30 protein-coding genes are annotated in these 16,217 nt (G+C 37.7%); all 30 read right to left on the reverse strand.

Annotated features, from left to right (window positions below):
* Positions 1-13 precede the first annotated feature (13 nt).
* Positions 14-517 carry a 50S ribosomal protein L17 gene (gene rplQ, locus FB2170_RS03670; protein WP_013305166.1) on the reverse strand — a complete coding sequence of 168 codons (504 nt, stop codon included), beginning with the start codon at positions 515-517 and terminating at the stop codon, positions 14-16.
* 66 nt (positions 518-583) lie between these two features.
* Positions 584-1,576: a DNA-directed RNA polymerase subunit alpha gene (locus FB2170_RS03675; RefSeq protein WP_013305167.1), complete on the reverse strand. Its 993-nt coding sequence runs from the start codon at positions 1,574-1,576 to the stop codon at positions 584-586.
* Between the two features lie 18 nt (positions 1,577-1,594).
* Entirely contained in the window at positions 1,595-2,200 is a 606-nt protein-coding gene (gene rpsD / locus FB2170_RS03680; RefSeq protein ID WP_013305168.1) for a 30S ribosomal protein S4, read from the reverse strand.
* An 87-nt stretch (positions 2,201-2,287) separates the two neighbouring features.
* Positions 2,288-2,680 carry a 30S ribosomal protein S11 gene (gene rpsK, locus FB2170_RS03685; protein ID WP_013305169.1) on the reverse strand — a complete coding sequence of 131 codons (393 nt, stop codon included), beginning with the start codon at positions 2,678-2,680 and terminating at the stop codon, positions 2,288-2,290.
* A gap of 13 nt (positions 2,681-2,693) precedes the next feature.
* The gene (gene rpsM, locus FB2170_RS03690; protein WP_013305170.1) at positions 2,694-3,068 is read right to left on the reverse strand and encodes a 30S ribosomal protein S13; all 375 of its coding nucleotides are present in this window, start codon (positions 3,066-3,068) and stop codon (positions 2,694-2,696) included.
* 2 nt (positions 3,069-3,070) lie between these two features.
* Entirely contained in the window at positions 3,071-3,187 is a 117-nt protein-coding gene (gene ykgO / locus FB2170_RS17155) for a type B 50S ribosomal protein L36 (protein ID WP_013305171.1), read from the reverse strand.
* Positions 3,188-3,196: 9 nt separating this feature from the next.
* Positions 3,197-3,412 (reverse strand): translation initiation factor IF-1, encoded by a 216-nt coding sequence (gene infA / locus FB2170_RS03695; protein ID WP_013305172.1) that lies wholly within the window; start codon positions 3,410-3,412, stop codon positions 3,197-3,199.
* Positions 3,413-3,415: 3 nt separating this feature from the next.
* Entirely contained in the window at positions 3,416-4,759 is a 1,344-nt protein-coding gene (secY, locus tag FB2170_RS03700) for a preprotein translocase subunit SecY (protein ID WP_013305173.1), read from the reverse strand.
* Positions 4,760-4,777: 18 nt separating this feature from the next.
* On the reverse strand, positions 4,778-5,230 hold the full coding sequence (gene rplO / locus FB2170_RS03705) for a 50S ribosomal protein L15 (protein ID WP_013305174.1): 453 nt from the start codon (positions 5,228-5,230) through the stop codon (positions 4,778-4,780).
* Between the two features lie 15 nt (positions 5,231-5,245).
* Positions 5,246-5,425 (reverse strand): 50S ribosomal protein L30, encoded by a 180-nt coding sequence (gene rpmD, locus FB2170_RS03710; protein WP_013305175.1) that lies wholly within the window; start codon positions 5,423-5,425, stop codon positions 5,246-5,248.
* 9 nt (positions 5,426-5,434) lie between these two features.
* On the reverse strand, positions 5,435-5,959 hold the full coding sequence (gene rpsE / locus FB2170_RS03715; protein WP_013305176.1) for a 30S ribosomal protein S5: 525 nt from the start codon (positions 5,957-5,959) through the stop codon (positions 5,435-5,437).
* An 8-nt stretch (positions 5,960-5,967) separates the two neighbouring features.
* The gene (gene rplR, locus FB2170_RS03720) at positions 5,968-6,324 is read right to left on the reverse strand and encodes a 50S ribosomal protein L18 (RefSeq protein WP_013305177.1); all 357 of its coding nucleotides are present in this window, start codon (positions 6,322-6,324) and stop codon (positions 5,968-5,970) included.
* Positions 6,325-6,335: 11 nt separating this feature from the next.
* Positions 6,336-6,878 carry a 50S ribosomal protein L6 gene (gene rplF, locus FB2170_RS03725; RefSeq protein ID WP_013305178.1) on the reverse strand — a complete coding sequence of 181 codons (543 nt, stop codon included), beginning with the start codon at positions 6,876-6,878 and terminating at the stop codon, positions 6,336-6,338.
* 21 nt (positions 6,879-6,899) lie between these two features.
* Complete coding sequence (gene rpsH, locus FB2170_RS03730) at positions 6,900-7,298, reverse strand: 30S ribosomal protein S8 (protein WP_013305179.1); 399 nt, start codon at positions 7,296-7,298, stop codon at positions 6,900-6,902.
* 62 nt (positions 7,299-7,360) lie between these two features.
* Positions 7,361-7,630: a 30S ribosomal protein S14 gene (gene rpsN / locus FB2170_RS03735; protein ID WP_013305180.1), complete on the reverse strand. Its 270-nt coding sequence runs from the start codon at positions 7,628-7,630 to the stop codon at positions 7,361-7,363.
* 1 nt (position 7,631) lies between these two features.
* Positions 7,632-8,183, reverse strand: coding sequence for a 50S ribosomal protein L5 (gene rplE / locus FB2170_RS03740; protein WP_013305181.1), 552 nt, complete (start codon positions 8,181-8,183; stop codon positions 7,632-7,634).
* A 2-nt stretch (positions 8,184-8,185) separates the two neighbouring features.
* A complete protein-coding gene (gene rplX, locus FB2170_RS03745) occupies positions 8,186-8,500 on the reverse strand; it encodes a 50S ribosomal protein L24 (RefSeq protein WP_013305182.1) in 315 nt (104 codons plus the stop codon).
* A gap of 13 nt (positions 8,501-8,513) precedes the next feature.
* Complete coding sequence (gene rplN, locus FB2170_RS03750; protein ID WP_013305183.1) at positions 8,514-8,882, reverse strand: 50S ribosomal protein L14; 369 nt, start codon at positions 8,880-8,882, stop codon at positions 8,514-8,516.
* Positions 8,883-8,884: 2 nt separating this feature from the next.
* Positions 8,885-9,142: a 30S ribosomal protein S17 gene (gene rpsQ, locus FB2170_RS03755; RefSeq protein WP_013305184.1), complete on the reverse strand. Its 258-nt coding sequence runs from the start codon at positions 9,140-9,142 to the stop codon at positions 8,885-8,887.
* Positions 9,143-9,155: 13 nt separating this feature from the next.
* Positions 9,156-9,347: a 50S ribosomal protein L29 gene (gene rpmC, locus FB2170_RS03760; RefSeq protein WP_013305185.1), complete on the reverse strand. Its 192-nt coding sequence runs from the start codon at positions 9,345-9,347 to the stop codon at positions 9,156-9,158.
* A 12-nt stretch (positions 9,348-9,359) separates the two neighbouring features.
* Complete coding sequence (gene rplP / locus FB2170_RS03765; RefSeq protein WP_013305186.1) at positions 9,360-9,785, reverse strand: 50S ribosomal protein L16; 426 nt, start codon at positions 9,783-9,785, stop codon at positions 9,360-9,362.
* Positions 9,786-9,805: 20 nt separating this feature from the next.
* Positions 9,806-10,525 carry a 30S ribosomal protein S3 gene (gene rpsC, locus FB2170_RS03770; protein ID WP_013305187.1) on the reverse strand — a complete coding sequence of 240 codons (720 nt, stop codon included), beginning with the start codon at positions 10,523-10,525 and terminating at the stop codon, positions 9,806-9,808.
* A 1-nt stretch (position 10,526) separates the two neighbouring features.
* Positions 10,527-10,934, reverse strand: a complete 408-nt coding sequence (gene rplV / locus FB2170_RS03775; RefSeq protein WP_013305188.1) for a 50S ribosomal protein L22 — start codon at positions 10,932-10,934, stop codon at positions 10,527-10,529.
* Between the two features lie 3 nt (positions 10,935-10,937).
* Positions 10,938-11,216 carry a 30S ribosomal protein S19 gene (rpsS, locus tag FB2170_RS03780; RefSeq protein WP_013305189.1) on the reverse strand — a complete coding sequence of 93 codons (279 nt, stop codon included), beginning with the start codon at positions 11,214-11,216 and terminating at the stop codon, positions 10,938-10,940.
* A gap of 12 nt (positions 11,217-11,228) precedes the next feature.
* Positions 11,229-12,053 (reverse strand): 50S ribosomal protein L2, encoded by an 825-nt coding sequence (gene rplB, locus FB2170_RS03785; RefSeq protein WP_013305190.1) that lies wholly within the window; start codon positions 12,051-12,053, stop codon positions 11,229-11,231.
* A 9-nt stretch (positions 12,054-12,062) separates the two neighbouring features.
* Entirely contained in the window at positions 12,063-12,353 is a 291-nt protein-coding gene (rplW, locus tag FB2170_RS03790; RefSeq protein ID WP_013305191.1) for a 50S ribosomal protein L23, read from the reverse strand.
* A 7-nt stretch (positions 12,354-12,360) separates the two neighbouring features.
* Positions 12,361-12,990, reverse strand: coding sequence for a 50S ribosomal protein L4 (gene rplD / locus FB2170_RS03795; RefSeq protein ID WP_013305192.1), 630 nt, complete (start codon positions 12,988-12,990; stop codon positions 12,361-12,363).
* Positions 12,990-13,613 (reverse strand): 50S ribosomal protein L3, encoded by a 624-nt coding sequence (gene rplC, locus FB2170_RS03800; protein ID WP_013305193.1) that lies wholly within the window; start codon positions 13,611-13,613, stop codon positions 12,990-12,992. Before rplC ends, rplD begins: the two co-directional genes overlap by 1 nt.
* A gap of 154 nt (positions 13,614-13,767) precedes the next feature.
* Positions 13,768-14,073: a 30S ribosomal protein S10 gene (gene rpsJ / locus FB2170_RS03805; protein WP_007094989.1), complete on the reverse strand. Its 306-nt coding sequence runs from the start codon at positions 14,071-14,073 to the stop codon at positions 13,768-13,770.
* A 10-nt stretch (positions 14,074-14,083) separates the two neighbouring features.
* Positions 14,084-16,216, reverse strand: coding sequence for an elongation factor G (gene fusA / locus FB2170_RS03810; protein ID WP_013305194.1), 2,133 nt, complete (start codon positions 16,214-16,216; stop codon positions 14,084-14,086).
* Position 16,217 lies beyond the last annotated feature (1 nt).

A 16,217-nucleotide genomic window follows, 5' to 3' on the forward strand; every position in this document is an offset into this window, starting at 1 on the left:
AGTTAATAACATTTTATTCTTCTGAATCATCTGATTTACTATCAGCCACAGCTACTGGTGGAGTTTCTGTTTTTGCACCACCACCTCTTCTACTTCGTCTTGTCGTTTTCTTCTTAGGCTTATCAGCGTTATAAATCTCATTAAAGTCAACCAACTCGATCATTGCCATATCGGCGTTATCCCCAAGTCTATTTCCTAATTTAATGATTCTTGTATAACCACCTGGTCTATCACCAACTTTTTCAGAAACTGCACTGAACAACTCAGTGACAGCATATTTGTTTCTTAAATATTTGAAAACTATACGTCTGTTGTGTGTGCCCTTTTCAGCTGTCTGATTGTTAGCTGCCTTAGACTTTGTTATCAATGGCTCAACAAACTGCTTTAAGGCTTTTGCCTTGGCAACAGTAGTGTTTATTCTTTTATGCTCTATAAGAGAAGAAGCCATATTTGCCAACATAGCTTTTCTATGTGCAGCTTTTCTTCCTAAATGATTAACTTTTTTTCCGTGTCTCATTATTCAATTTTATCATCTTGCTACCAAATCCCAAAAATTACCTTTAGGAGAGCAAAATATGATTATTTAATCTTTGTCTAATTTATATTTTGAAAGATCCATTCCGAAGCTCAATCCTTTGTTGATCACCAACTCTTCAAGTTCAGTTAAGGATTTCTTTCCAAAGTTTCTGAACTTCATCAAGTCATTTTTATTGAATGAAACCAAGTCTCCCAAAGTATCTACTTCAGCTGCTTTCAAACAATTCAAAGCACGAACTGAAAGATCCATGTCTACTAATTTCGTTTTCAACAATTGACGCATATGTAATGATTCCTCATCATATGTTTCAGTTTGAGCTATCTCATCCGCCTCAAGTGTGATTCTCTCATCGGAGAATAACATGAAGTGGTGAATAAGAACTTTTGCACCTTCAGTCAAAGCATCTTTCGGGTGTATTGAACCATCAGTAACGATTTCAAAAACTAATTTTTCATAATCAGTCTTTTGTTCAACCCTAAAGTTTTCAATACTATATTTTACATTTTTTATAGGTGTAAAAATAGAATCAACCGCAATTGTACCTAAGGCAGCATTGGATTTTTTGTTTTCCTCTGCAGGAACATACCCTCTACCTTTATCAATAACAATTTCCATATTGATACTGACCTTGGAATCCATATTACAGATAACCAAATCAGGGTTCAAAACTTGATACCCAGAAATGAATTTTTGAAAATCACCAGCAGTCAATTGATCTTTTCCACTTACAGAAATAGATACAACCTCAGCTTCTGAATCCTCAATTTGCTTTTTAAAACGAACTTGTTTCAAGTTCAAAATAATCTCTGTAACATCTTCTACAACACCAGGAATTACAGAGAACTCATGTTCTACTTTATCAATCCTTACAGAAGTAATAGCATGGCCTTCCAAAGATGAAAGCAATACTCTTCTTAATGCGTTCCCAACGGTTAAACCGTAACCAGGTTCCAATGGTCTAAATTCAAATTTCCCTTCGAAATCTGAAGAATCGATCATTATTACTTTATCGGGTTTCTGAAAATTAAATAATGCCATAATTGGATCAGTGTTGTTTTATTTTGAGTATAACTCGACGATTAATTGTTCCTTGATATTTTCAGGAATCTGCATTCTCTCTGGAACAGAAACAAAAGTTCCTTCTTTCTTTTCTGAGTTCCAAGTAATCCATTCATATACATGACCACTAGCTGACAAAGCATCTTCAATAGTCTGTAAAGATTTTGATTTTTCTCTTACTCCTACAACATCACCTGCTTTCAAAGAATAAGAAGGAATATTAACCAACTCCCCATTAACCGTAATATGCCTGTGAGAAACCAATTGTCTTGCACCTCTTCTAGAAGTAGAGACTCCCATTCTGTAAACTACATTGTCAAGTCTTGATTCACAAAGTTGTAAAAGTACCTCACCGGTTACTCCTTTACTTCTATTTGCACTGGCAAACAAGTTTCTAAATTGTTTTTCCAATATACCATAGGTATATTTTGCCTTTTGTTTTTCCATCAACTGAACAGCGTATTCAGATTTTTTACCTCTACGTCTATTCTGTCCGTGTTGCCCAGGAGGGTAACTTTTCTTTTCAAAAGACTTATCGTCTCCAAAAATCGCTTCGCCAAACTTACGTGCGATCTTACTTTTTGGTCCTGTATATCTTGCCATCTTCTTTTAATTTGGAAATGTGATTATGAATTAAGGCTTAATCCTTCGATAATCGTAACTACACCTCCTTTGAAATATTAATATTAATTAAACTCTTCTTCTTTTTGGAGGTCTACACCCGTTATGTGGCATTGGGGTAACATCGATGATTTCAGTAACCTCGATACCAGCATTGTGTAAAGAACGAATTGCAGATTCTCTACCATTACCTGGCCCCTTTACATAAACCTTCACCTTTCTAAGACCTGCTTCGTGAGCTACCTTAGCACAATCCTCAGCAGCTACTTGAGCAGCATATGGAGTGTTCTTCTTAGAACCTCTGAAACCTTGTTTTCCAGCAGATGACCAAGAGATAACATCTCCCTTTTTATTAGTCAAGGATATGATAATATTATTGAAAGATGCTGTAACGTGAGCTTCTCCCACGGCATCTACTATTACCTTACGTTTCTTAGCCGATTTTGCATTTGTCTTTGCCATAATATGCTACTTATTATTTAGTTGCCTTTTTCTTGTTGGCAACTGTTTTTCTTTTTCCTTTACGGGTTCTAGAGTTGTTCTTGGTTCTTTGACCTCTTAAAGGCAGACCAGCTCTATGACGAATACCTCTGTAACAACCAATATCCATTAATCGCTTAATGTTCAATTGTGTCTCAGACCTTAATTCACCTTCAATAGTGTATAAAGCAACAGCCTCACGAATACGACCAATTTCATCATCGTTCCAATCAGATACTTTAGTATCTTCACTAACCTGTGCCTTATCTAAAATCTCTTTAGACCTACTTTTACCAATACCAAAAATATAGGTAAGGGCTATAACACCTCTCTTCTGTTTTGGTATATCTATACCTGCAATTCTTGCCATAATTACCCTTGTCTTTGTTTAAATCTAGGATTCTTTTTGTTGATTACGTACAACCTGCCTTTTCTGCGAACTATTTTGCAATCGGCACTTCTTTTCTTTACTGAAGCTCTAACTTTCATCTTGCTGTCTTAATATCTATATGTAATTCTTGCTTTGGTCAGGTCATATGGGCTCATCTCCAATTTAACCTTATCTCCAGGAAGCAATTTTATGTAATGCATTCTCATTTTGCCCGATATATGAGCTGTTACCACATGCCCATTTTCAAGTTCCACTCGAAACATTGCATTCGAAAGAGCCTCTATAATAGACCCATCTTGTTCAATTGCCGCTTGTTTAGCCATAACTTATGCTACTTTCCTGTTTTTACCAGATTTCATTAAACCATCATAATGTCTGTTCAATAGGTAAGCGTTTACTTGCTGAACAGTATCAATGGCTACACCAACCATAATCAATAGCGATGTACCACCATAAAACAATGCCCAACCTGCTTGAACATCCATCAACTTAACCACTATTGCCGGTAATACTGCCAATAGAGCTAGAAAGACTGATCCAGGTAATGTAATCAATGACATTATCTTATCTAAGAAATCTCCGGTTTCCTTCCCTGGTCTAATACCTGGGATAAAACCACCACTTCTTTTCAAATCATCAGCCATCTTATTTGTAGGCACTGTAATTGCAGTATAAAAATATGTAAAGATTATAATCAATAGTCCAAACAATATATTATAGGCCAATCCAAAAATATCCTGAAACTGTACTTCCATCCACTGACCAACTGCTGTATTATTAAACGTTTTCCCAATTAAACCAGGAGCAAACATTATAGCTTGTGCAAAGATGATTGGCATTACCCCAGAAGCATTCAACTTCAATGGAATATATTGTCTAGACCCCATTACATTTTTCTCGTAACCACCAGAGGCAGTTCTTCGAGCATATTGCACGGGAATTTGACGTGTTGCCATTACCAATAATACACTGGCTAGGATAACCAAGAACCATAATATGACCTCGATTAGGATGAACATTAAACCACCATTATTATTAGCAGTTCTAGAAATGAATTCCTGAACGAAAGATTGCGGTAAAGTGGCAATAATACCAATCATTATCAATAATGAAATACCATTACCAATACCTTTATCTGTAATTTTCTCACCCAACCACATTGCAAACACACATCCTGTTACCAATATAATAACAGAAGGCACTATAAAATCCAATCCTTTTCCTAGTACAAAAGCACTATCAGGAACACCCAATGCACCTAAACTATAAAGATATGCCGGCGCTTGAACAATACAAATACCAATGGTCAACCATCTAGTAATTTGGTTTATAGTTTTTCGGCCGCTCTCGCCTTCTTTCTGTAATTTCTGTAAATACGGAATTGCAATACCCATTAATTGTACAACAATCGACGCAGAAATATAGGGCATTATCCCCAAGGCAAAAACAGAGGCATTAGCAAATGCACCACCTGTAAAAGCATTAAGTATGCCTAAAATACCATTATCGGTATTTGAGGATAACTCTGCTAATTGTGTGGTATCAATACCAGGAAGAACAATTTGACAGCCAAAACGGTATACCAAAAGAAGACCTAAGGTGATAATAATTCTATTCCTTAGCTCTTCAATCTTCCAAATGTTTGATATTGTCTCGAAAAATTTCTTCATAGTCTTGTCTTGTCTAGCTTATAAACTTATTGCTTCACCACCAGCAGCCTCAATAGCAGCTTTTGCCGTAGCCGTAAACTTATGCACAGAAACTTTTAAAGAAGCCTTTAACTCCCCTCTACCTAAAATTTTAACCAATTCGTTCTTTCCAACTAAACCGTTTTCAACAAGGTTTTCAAAAGTAACAACATCTTTAATCACCTTAGTGTCTACAAGCTCTTGTAGCTTATCAAGATTTATTCCTTGGTATTCTTTCCTGTTTATGTTCTTAAATCCAAATTTAGGAACACGTCTTTGCAAAGGCATTTGACCACCTTCAAAACCAATTTTCTTGGAATAACCTGATCTAGATTTGGCTCCCTTGTGACCTCTGGTCGCAGTACCACCTTTTCCTGATCCCTGTCCTCTTCCTACTCTTTTACCGTCTCTATTGACAGAACCTTCAGCTGGTTTTAGATTACTTAAATTCATTACACCGTATATATATTAAGCCTCCTCTGTGGAAACTAAGTGTTTAACTTTATCTATCATGCCAAGAATATTTGGCGTGGCATCATGCTCTACAATCTGGCCAATCTTACGTAGTCCCAAAGCTTCCAACGTTCTCTTTTGGTTCTGTGGACGCTTAATACTACTTTTTAACTGTTTTACTTTAATCTTTGCCATAATATTCAATTATCCTTTAAAAACTTTTTCCAAAGAAACACCTCTTTGTTGCGCGACTGTTTTTGCACCTCTTAACTGTAAAAGCGCATCAAAAGTAGCTTTAACAACATTATGAGGGTTAGAAGAACCTTGTGACTTTGACAATACATCATGTACTCCCACCGCTTCCAGTACCGCTCTCACAGCACCACCAGCAATTACACCTGTACCATGTGATGCAGGTTGAATATAAACACGGGCACCACCAAATTTTCCTTTTTGCTCATGCGGCAAAGTGTGTTTGTCCAAAGGAATTCTAATAAGGTTCTTTTTAGCATCCTCGATAGCCTTAGCAATAGCTGTTGCAACTTCTTTGGATTTACCCAAGCCATGCCCTACAACTCCTGCTTCATCACCTACCACGACGATAGCCGAGAAACCAAATGCTCTACCACCCTTGGTTACTTTGGTTACCCTTTGTACGCCAACCAATCTATCTTTTAAATCTAAACCTCCTGGCTTAACAGTCTCTACGTTTTTGTATTTCTGGTACATACTCTTTATTAAAATTTTAGTCCTGCTTCCCTTGCTCCTTCAGCGAGCGATTTTACTCTGCCGTGATATAAGTTACCCCCTCTATCAAATGCAACTTGCTCAATGCCAGCTTTTTTGCATTTTTCAGCGATAGTCTTTCCTACCAACGTAGCAATTTCCGATTTGCTTCCCTTTTCAGAAGCCAAATCTTTATCTCTGGATGAAGCTGCAAGTAGGGTAGTCCCTTCGTTATCATCGATTACTTGAGCATAGATTCCAGTATTACTTCTAAATACTGACAATCTTGGTCTGTCAGCAGTTCCGAAGGAAACCTTTCTGATTCTCCTTCTGATTCTTAATTTTCTTTGAGTCTTTGATAATCCCATGACGCTAATTATTAAGCTGATTTACCTGCTTTTCTTCTTAATTGTTCACCAACGAACTTGATACCTTTTCCTTTGTAAGGCTCTGGCTTACGGAAAGAACGAATCTTTGCTGCCACTTGCCCAACTAATTGCTTGTCAAAAGAGGAAAGTTTTATAATTGGATTCTTTCCTTTTTCAGATGTTGTCTCAATCTTAACTTCTGGAGCAATGTTCATCACAATATTGTGGGAAAACCCAAGGGCAAGATCCAATTTTTGACCTTGATTGCTAGCTCTATAACCAACACCAACCAATTCCAGTTCCTTGGTCCAACCTTTAGATACACCTTCAACCATATTCAAAACCAAAGATCTGTACAGACCATGTTTTGCTTTATGTTCTTTTGAATCTGAAGGCCTAGTCACCAATGCCTGACCATCTTCTATCTTAATCTCTACACCAGAAAAATCCTGAGTTAATTCACCCAATTTTCCTTTTACGGCAACCACATTATCCTTAACCTCGATGGTTACACCTTCTGGGATTGCGATTGGATTATTACCTATTCTTGACATTTTTTTACTCTTTAAATAGTATTAATATACATAGCATAATACCTCGCCACCAACATTCTCGTTTTTGGCCTGCTTACTGGTCATTACCCCGTGAGAAGTAGAAACAATCGCAATACCCAACCCGTTAAGTACTCGTGGCATATTACCAGAGTTGGCATACTTACGTAAACCTGGCTTACTTATACGCTGTAATTTTTTAATTACTGGCTCTTTTGTCACCTTATCATATTTTAAGGCAATCTTTATTGAACCCTGTACTTCATCTTCCTCGAACTTATAACTTAAAATATATCCTTGATCGAATAATATTTTCGTTATCTCTTTCTTAACATTGGATGCCGGAATTTCGACCACTCTGTGACCAGCCGAATTGGCATTTCTAACTCTTGTTAAGTAATCTGCTATAGTATCTGTTACCATGTATATATATTTCGGTAGCGGTTTTCAACAATTTGTCGAACCTAAAACCAATTAATCTTTTATTACCAGCTTGCTTTTTTAACTCCAGGAATCAACCCTTGGTTGGCCATCTCTCTGAAAGTCACCCTTGAAATACCAAAAGTTCTCATATACCCTTTAGGTCTCCCTGTTAATTTGCAACGATTGTGCATGCGGACAGGAGAAGCATTTTTTGGCAATTTCTGAAGCGCTTCATAGTCACCAGCTTCTTTCAAAGCTTTACGCTTTTCAGCATATTTAGCAACTGTCTTTGCCCTTTTTCTTTCACGGGCCTTCATTGATTCTTTAGCCATACTAGTTCTTTTTAAAAGGTAATCCTAATTCCGTTAATAATGATTTCGCTTCTTTATCAGTTGGCGCAGATGTAACGAATGTTATATCCATACCATTAATTCTGTTGATTTTATCAATATTGATTTCAGGAAAAATAATCTGTTCAGTAACACCTAAACTATAATTACCTCTGCCATCAAAACCTGTGGCACGAATTCCTTGAAAATCTCTTACCCTTGGCAAAGCCGAAGTAACTAATCTATCCAAGAATTCATACATTTTTTCTCCACGCAAAGTAACTTTCGCCCCAATCGGCATTCCTTTACGAAGTTTAAATGTGGCAACATCCTTTTTTGATATAGTAGCTATAGCCTTTTGACCAGTGATATTTGACAATTCATCAACAGCATGATCAATCAACTTTTTATCAGCTACTGCAGCTCCTACACCTCTGCTCACCACAATTTTTTCTAATTTAGGAACTTGCATTACATTTTTGTAACCAAACTCCTCTTTAAGCGCACTTACAATACGCTCGTTATATTCTGTTTTTAATCTTGCAACGTAAGCCATAACTAAATTACTTCATTGGATTTTTTAGAAAATCTAACCTTCTTACCATCTCTAACTTCTAACCCCACCCTAGTTGCTTCACTAGATTTGGAATCTATCAATGATAGATTGGAAATATGAATAGGAGCCTCTTTCTTAACAATACCGCCTTGAGGATTGTTCGCACTTGGCTTCTCATGTTTTGAAACCATATTGGCTCCTTCCACGATAGCCTTGTCCTTTTCAATAAACACCTTGGTCACTTTACCTTCAGTACCTTTATGGTCTCCAGCAATTATCCGAACGGTATCTCCTGTTTTTATCTTTAACTTTTTCATTATCGTCTTAATATTAAAGCACCTCAGGGGCTAATGATACAATCTTCATGAACTGCTTATCACGTAATTCCCTGGCAACTGGGCCAAAAACACGAGTACCTCTCATTTCACCTGTTGGGTTCAATAAAACACAAGCATTATCATCAAAACGAATGTAAGAACCATCCTGTCTTCTTACTTCTTTCTTTGTCCTAACCACAACTGCGGTTGAAACTGCTCCTTTTTTGATACCACCATTTGGTGTAGCTTCTTTTACCGTAACAACGATTTTATCGCCAATAGAAGCATATCTTCTTTTGGTACCACCAAGAACTCGGATGGTCAAAACCTCTTTTGCTCCTGTATTGTCCGCTACCTTTAATCTTGATTCTTGCTGTAACATAATTATTTAGCTCTTTCTAAGATTTCTACTAACCTCCAACATTTTGTCTTGCTCAAGGGACGGGTCTCCATAATCTTTACGGTATCACCAATATTACAATCGTTCTTTTCGTCGTGTGCAACGTATTTCTTCGTTTTCAAAACGAACTTACCGTACATAGGGTGTTTAACTCTTTTTACTTCAGCGACTACAATAGATTTCTCCATTTTGTCGCTAGTAACAACCCCTACTCTCTCTTTTCTTAAGTTTCTTTTTTCCATAAAGCAGAACCAATTATTGGTTTTCCCTATTAGTTAATTCTGTTGCTAATCTTGCAACCGTTCTTCTTACTTTTCTGATCTGAAGAGGGTTCTCCAATGGAGTTACAAAATGCGCCATCTTTAAATCTGCATGCTGCTTCTTGTACTCAGCAAGCTTTTCCGTAAGTTCTTCGACAGATAATTTCTTTATTTCTAAATTTTTCATGATTCCTTACGATTAATTCTCTTCAGTATAATCTCTTGCAACAACGAACTTCGTTTTTACAGGTAATTTCTGGGCTGCCAATCGCAAAGCTTCCTTTGCAACTTCTTGGGGCACACCACCAACTTCGAACATTATTCTACCTGGCTTTACCACAGCAACAAAATATTCTGGAGCACCTTTACCTTTACCCATACGTACTTCCAATGGTTTCTTGGTAATAGGCTTATCTGGGAATATTTTAATCCATAATTGCCCTTCCCTTTTCATAAACCTTGTTGCAGCAATACGAGCTGCTTCAATTTGACGGGAAGTCAAAAAAGATGAATCCAAGGATTTTATGCCGAACATTCCGTTTGAAAGCCTATGACCTCTTCCGGAGTTACCCTTCATACGGCCCTTTTGCATTTTACGAAACTTGGTTCTTTTCGGTTGTAACATTTCTCTACTTCTTTAAAAAATTACTTTCTACGACGTTGCTTTCTCTGTCCGTCTTGCTTTCCACCTTTTCCACCTTGGCCTTTTTGCATGCCAACCAATGGAGAAAGCTCTCTTTTACCGTATACCTCACCTTTCATGATCCAAACCTTTATACCTAATCTTCCGTAGGTAGTATGAGCTTCATGTAAGGCATAATCAATATCGGCCCTAAAAGTTGATAAAGGAATACGACCATCTTTATAAGATTCGGAACGAGCCATTTCAGCCCCATTCAAACGTCCTGATATCTGAACTTTTATCCCCTCCGCATTCATTCTCATTGCAGCAGCAATTGACATTTTGATTGCACGTCTGAATGAAATTCTACTCTCAATTTGTCTTGCAATACTTGCAGCAACCAAATTAGCATCTACTTCAGGTCTTTTGATCTCATAAATATTGATCTGAACCTCTTTATTGGTAATCTTCTTTAACTCCTCTTTTAGCTTGTCAACTTCTTGACCACCTTTACCAATTATAATACCTGGTCTCGCAGTTGTTACCGTAACGGTAATCAACTTTAAAGTGCGCTCAATAATTACCCTAGATACACTTGCCTTAGAAAGACGGGCATGTATATACTTTCTGATTTTATCATCTTCTGCCAGCTTATCGCCATAATCATTTCCACCATACCAGTTAGATTCCCATCCTCTGATAATTCCTAGACGATTTCCTATCGGATTTGTTTTCTGTCCCATTCTAGCTTGCTATATTATTGTTAGACCCCAAAACCAAAGTAACATGGTTTGAACGTTTTCTTATTCTATGCGCTCTACCCTGTGGTGCTGGTCGCAATCTTTTTAACATACTACCACTATCAACTCTAATCTCCTTAACTACAAGGTCAGCATCTTCCATACTGGCATCCTCATTTTTAGCTTGCCAATTTGCCAATGCAGATAAAAGCAATTTTTCCAATCTTCTAGAAGCTTCTTTTGAATTAAATCTCAAGATTGCCAAAGCTTTCTCAACTTCAACTCCTCTAATCAAATCTGCAACCAATCTCATCTTTCTAGGAGAGGTAGGGCAATTATTCAATTTAGCGAATGCCAATTGTTGTTTTTCAGCCTTGATTCTTTCGGCCATTTGTCTTTTTCGAACTCCCATAGCTTACTTTTTACCCTTATTCTTAGCTCCTGCATGACCTCTAAAAGATCTAGTCGGAGAAAATTCGCCTAGTTTGTGACCTACCATATTCTCTGTAATATAAACAGGAACAAATTGTCTCCCATTATGAACAGCTACAGTAAGACCAACAAAATCAGGTGTTATCATTGATGCTCTTGACCAAGTTTTTATCACACTCTTCTTTCCAGAAGATGCATTTTGTTGGACTTTTTTATCCAAACTATGATGAACGTAAGGTCCTTTTTTTAGTGAACGTGCCATTTCTTTTTCTTTTTATTTCTTTCTACGTTCTAATATATATCTATTCGTGCTTTTGGTTTTAGAACGAGTTCTATAACCTTTGGCAGGAATTCCATTTTTAGATCTTGGGTGTCCTCCAGAAGCTCTACCTTCACCACCACCCATTGGATGATCAACAGGGTTCATAGCTACCGGCCTTGTCCTAGGTCTTCTACCCAACCATCTGCTTCTACCTGCTTTACCAGATACCAACAATTGATGATCCGAATTTGAGACAGCCCCAATAGTCGCTAAACAACCAGAGAGCACAAGCCTAGTTTCACCTGATGGTAATTTTACCGTAACAAACTTACCGTCCTTTGCCATTAACTGAGCAAATGTTCCAGCACTTCGCGCCATCACGGCACCTTGTCCTGGTCTCAACTCAATACATGAAATAATAGTTCCTAAAGGAATATCATTCAATGGAAGTGCATTTCCTATCTCCGGAGCAGCAGTAGCTCCAGCAGAAACTGTTTGACCTACTTCTAATCCGTTTTGCGCTATCACATAGCGTTTTTCTCCATCTACATATTCCAGTAACGCAATAAAAGCGGTTCTGTTAGGATCATACTGAATTGATTTTACTGTAGCAGCAACTCCTTGCTTATCTCTTTTAAAATCAATAATACGATACCTTCTTTTATGACCTCCGCCTCTATGGCGCATGGTCATTTTTCCATGACTATTTCTACCTCCCGACTTTTTTAACGGAGCAAGCAAGCTTTTCTCCGGCTTATCAGCAGTAATGGCGTCAAATCCGTTTACTACTCTAAAACGCTGTCCAGGAGTGATTGGTTTTAATTTTCTAACTGACATTTCTTGTCTTTATAGATTACTGTAAAAATCAATTATATCACCTTCAGCAACATCGATAATAGCCTTTTTAATAGCATTTGTCTTACCGTGCTGAATTCCAGTTTTAGTATATCGTGACTTTCTAGTAGGACCATAATTCATGGTTCTTACTTTTTTCACAGAAACACCATAAGTTGCCTCAACAGCATCCTTAATCTGGATTTTGTTTGCCTTAGGATCCACAACGAAACCATAACGATTGTGCAACTCGCTATCCGCAGTCATTTTTTCCGTTATAATTGGCTTTATTAACACACTCATCGTTTTCCTATTTATTTAAGTTCAATTCTATACCTTCTAATGAACCTTCAAGCAATACAATATTATTTGCATTTAATATTTTGTAAGTGCTTAATTCTGAGTTGATTACAACTTCAGAACGCTCTAAATTACGCGAAGACAAATATACACCATTATTTGAATCACCCAACACAAACAAAGATTTTTTGTTTTCCAGTCCCAAGGACTTTAAAATTTGTACAAAATCCTTCGTTTTAGGTGTCTCCAAATCAAAGTCTTCAACTACCATTACGGCCTTCTCTTTTGTCTTAATACTAAGAGCAGATTTTCTAGCCAAACGTTTTACGTTTTTATTCAGTTTTTGGCTATAATCTTTAGGTCTTGGGCCAAAAATACGACCACCACCTCTAAAGATAGGAGACTTGATACTACCCGCTCTAGCGGTACCAGTACCTTTTTGCTTCTTAATCTTTCTTGTACTTCCAACAATCTCGCCTCTTTCCTTAGCCTTGTGAGTACCCTGCCTCTGATGAGCCAAGTACTGCTTAACATCCAGGTAAATAGCGTGGTTGTTTGGTTCTATAGCGAAAACATTGTCAGAAAGGTCTACCTTTCTTCCTGTTTCTTTTCCTTTAATATCTAAAACTGCTACCTTCATTACTGCCACCTTTTAATGGTTACATAAGCATTCTTATGACCAGGAACACACCCTTTAACAACTAAAAGATTTTTCTCTGGAACTATTTTTAAAACTCTAAGGTTTTGAACCGTTGTACGGTCACCACCCATTCTACCGGCCATCCTCATACCTTTGAATACTCTCGCAGGATAAGAAGCCGCCCCAATAGAACCAGGAGCCCTAAGTCTATTGTGTTGCCCGTGAGTTGCTTGACCAACACCGGCGAAACCGTGTCGCTTTACAACTCCTTGAAAACCTTTTCCCTTTGATGTTCCTACAACATCAACAAATTCTCCTTCTACAAAAACGTCAACACCAATAGTGTCTCCCAATTTATATTCACCTTCAAATCCTTGGAACTCAACGACTTTTTTCTTTGGAGAAGCACCTGCTTTTTTAAAGTGGCCAGATTCAGCCTTATTAGCACGTTTTTCTGCCTTGTCATCGAAACCAAGTTGAAGGGCACTGTACCCGTCTACCTCTTCGGTTCTGACTTGGGTAACCACACATGGGCCTGCCTCAATGACGGTACATGGAACATTTTTTCCATTCTCATCAAAGATGCTGGTCATGCCTACTTTTTTTCCTATTAACCCAGACATATAATTATTATTTATTTATTATTCAACTATTAAACTCTTTTACAAAAAAACAGGGTCAAAAATAATTCAACCCTGAATTTATTTTTGTTACCGTTTTTCCCTTGCACGCAGCTCGGGACATGTTTAAACCATTCCTATTTGGAATGACCGATACTTACACTTTAATCTCAACCTCAACACCACTTGGAAGTTCTAACTTCATAAGGGCATCAATTGTTTTAGACGAAGAACTATAAATGTCCAACAATCTTTTATAAGAGCTCAATTGAAATTGCTCTCTTGATTTTTTATTTACGTGCGGAGAACGCAAAACCGTAAATATTTTTTTATGTGTTGGTAAAGGAATTGGCCCAGTTACCACCGCTCCGGTTGTCTTTACCGTTTTTACGATTTTCTCGGCCGACTTATCTACCAAGTTATGATCGTAAGATTTTAGTTTTATTCTAATTTTCTGACTCATTTTCTAAAAATTAAGCGGTTACTCCTTTAGCAGCCTTAATTACTTCCTCAGCGATATTTGATGGTGTTTCAGCATAATGTGAAAATTCCATAGTTGAAGTTGCTCTACCTGATGATAATGTTCTTAATGATGTTACATAGCCAAACATTTCAGATAAAGGAACAGTACCTTTTACAACTTTCGCTCCGGCCCTATCGCTCATATCGCTAATAGTACCACGTCTTCTGTTCAAGTCACCAACAATATCACCCATGTTTTCTTCAGGTGTAAGCACCTCAAGCTTCATGATTGGCTCCATGATTACAGCACCAGCTGCTTTACCTGCAGCTTTGTACCCCATTTTTGCAGCCAATTCGAATGATAATGCATCCGAATCAACAGGGTGAAAAGACCCGTCCTTCAATACAACCTTCATTGTATCCATCTCAAATCCCGCCAACGGTCCATTTAACATTGCCGCAGCAAAGCCTTTTTCAACCGATGGAATAAATTCTTTTGGGATACGCCCTCCTTTAATTTGGTCAACAAATTGAAGTCCAGTTCCTTCGAAATCTTCATCAGCAGGACTCATTTCAAAAACAATATCTCCAAATTTACCACGACCACCAGATTGCTTCTTGTATGTCTCTCTGTGGGCAGCCAATTTTGTCAAGGCCTCTTTATATTCAACTTGTGGCTCACCTTGGCTCACCTCAACTTTAAACTCCCGCCTTAAACGATCAACTATAATATCCAAGTGAAGTTCACCCATACCAGATATAATGGTCTGACCTGATGCTTCATCCGTTTTTACTTGGAATGTAGGATCTTCTTCAGCCAATTTAGCCAAAGCCATACCCAATTTATCAACATCAACCTTAGTTTTAGGCTCCACTGCAATACCAATTACCGGATCAGGAAAGTCCATACTCTCCAAAACAATTGGATGTTTTTCAGAAGACATAGTATCTCCAGTCTTAATATCCTTAAATCCAACAGCGGCCCCAATATCTCCAGCTTCGATGTAATCAATTGCATTTTGCTTGTTAGAATGCATTTGATATATACGTGAAATACGTTCTTTTTTACCTGAACGGTTATTCAATATATATGAACCCGCATCCAAGCGACCTGAATATGTTCTGAAAAATGCCAAACGACCTACAAATGGATCGGTTGCAATCTTAAATGCTAAAGCCGAAAATGGCTCTTTAACATCTGGCTTGCGAGAAATTTGGTCTCCTGTATCAGGATCAGTACCAATAATATCATCCTTATCTATAGGAGAAGGCAAATATCTACACACTGCATCCAATAAAAACTGAACACCTTTATTCTTAAAAGAAGAACCGCAGATCATAGGAATAATAGCCCTATCCATAACAGCAGCTCTTAAAGCAGCGTGAACTTCCTCTTCTGTAATAGAATCTTCATCTTCGAAGAATTTCTCCATTAACTCTTCATCATATTCAGCAACAGCCTCAATCAATGCCGCACGATACTCATGTACCTCTTCCTTCATTTCTTCTGGAATAGCAACAACATCAAAAGTTGACCCATAATTATCCTCATGCCACACAATTGCCCTGTTCTTAGCTAAGTCGACAATTCCCTTAAAATCAGCCTCATCACCAATTGGCAATACAATAGGTACTGCATTAGAGCCCAACATTTCTTTAACTTGCTTACAAACCATCAAGAAATTTGAACCCTGACGATCCATCTTGTTGACAAAACCAATACGAGGCACTTTATAATTATCAGCTAATCTCCAGTTAGTTTCCGATTGCGGCTCAACACCATCAACAGCACTAAACAAGAAAACCAACCCATCAAGAACCCTTAAAGAACGGTTAACTTCAACCGTAAAATCAACGTGACCCGGAGTATCTATTATATTAAAGTGATACCCTTTAGCATCACTTGTTGGCTTACCATTTTCTGTAGGAAATTCCCATGTACAAGTGGTCGCAGCCGAAGTAATGGTAATACCACGCTCCTGCTCCTGCTCCATCCAGTCCATTGTTGCAGCACCATCATGCACCTCACCTATTTTATGACTTACACCCGTATAAAACAATATACGCTCTGTTGTAGTGGTCTTACCTGCATCAATATGAGCCGCAATACCAATATTTCTCGTGTATTTTAAATCTCTTGCCATT

The organism is Maribacter sp. HTCC2170 (genome assembly GCF_000153165.2).
Taxonomy (GTDB): Bacteria; Bacteroidota; Bacteroidia; order Flavobacteriales; family Flavobacteriaceae; genus Maribacter_A.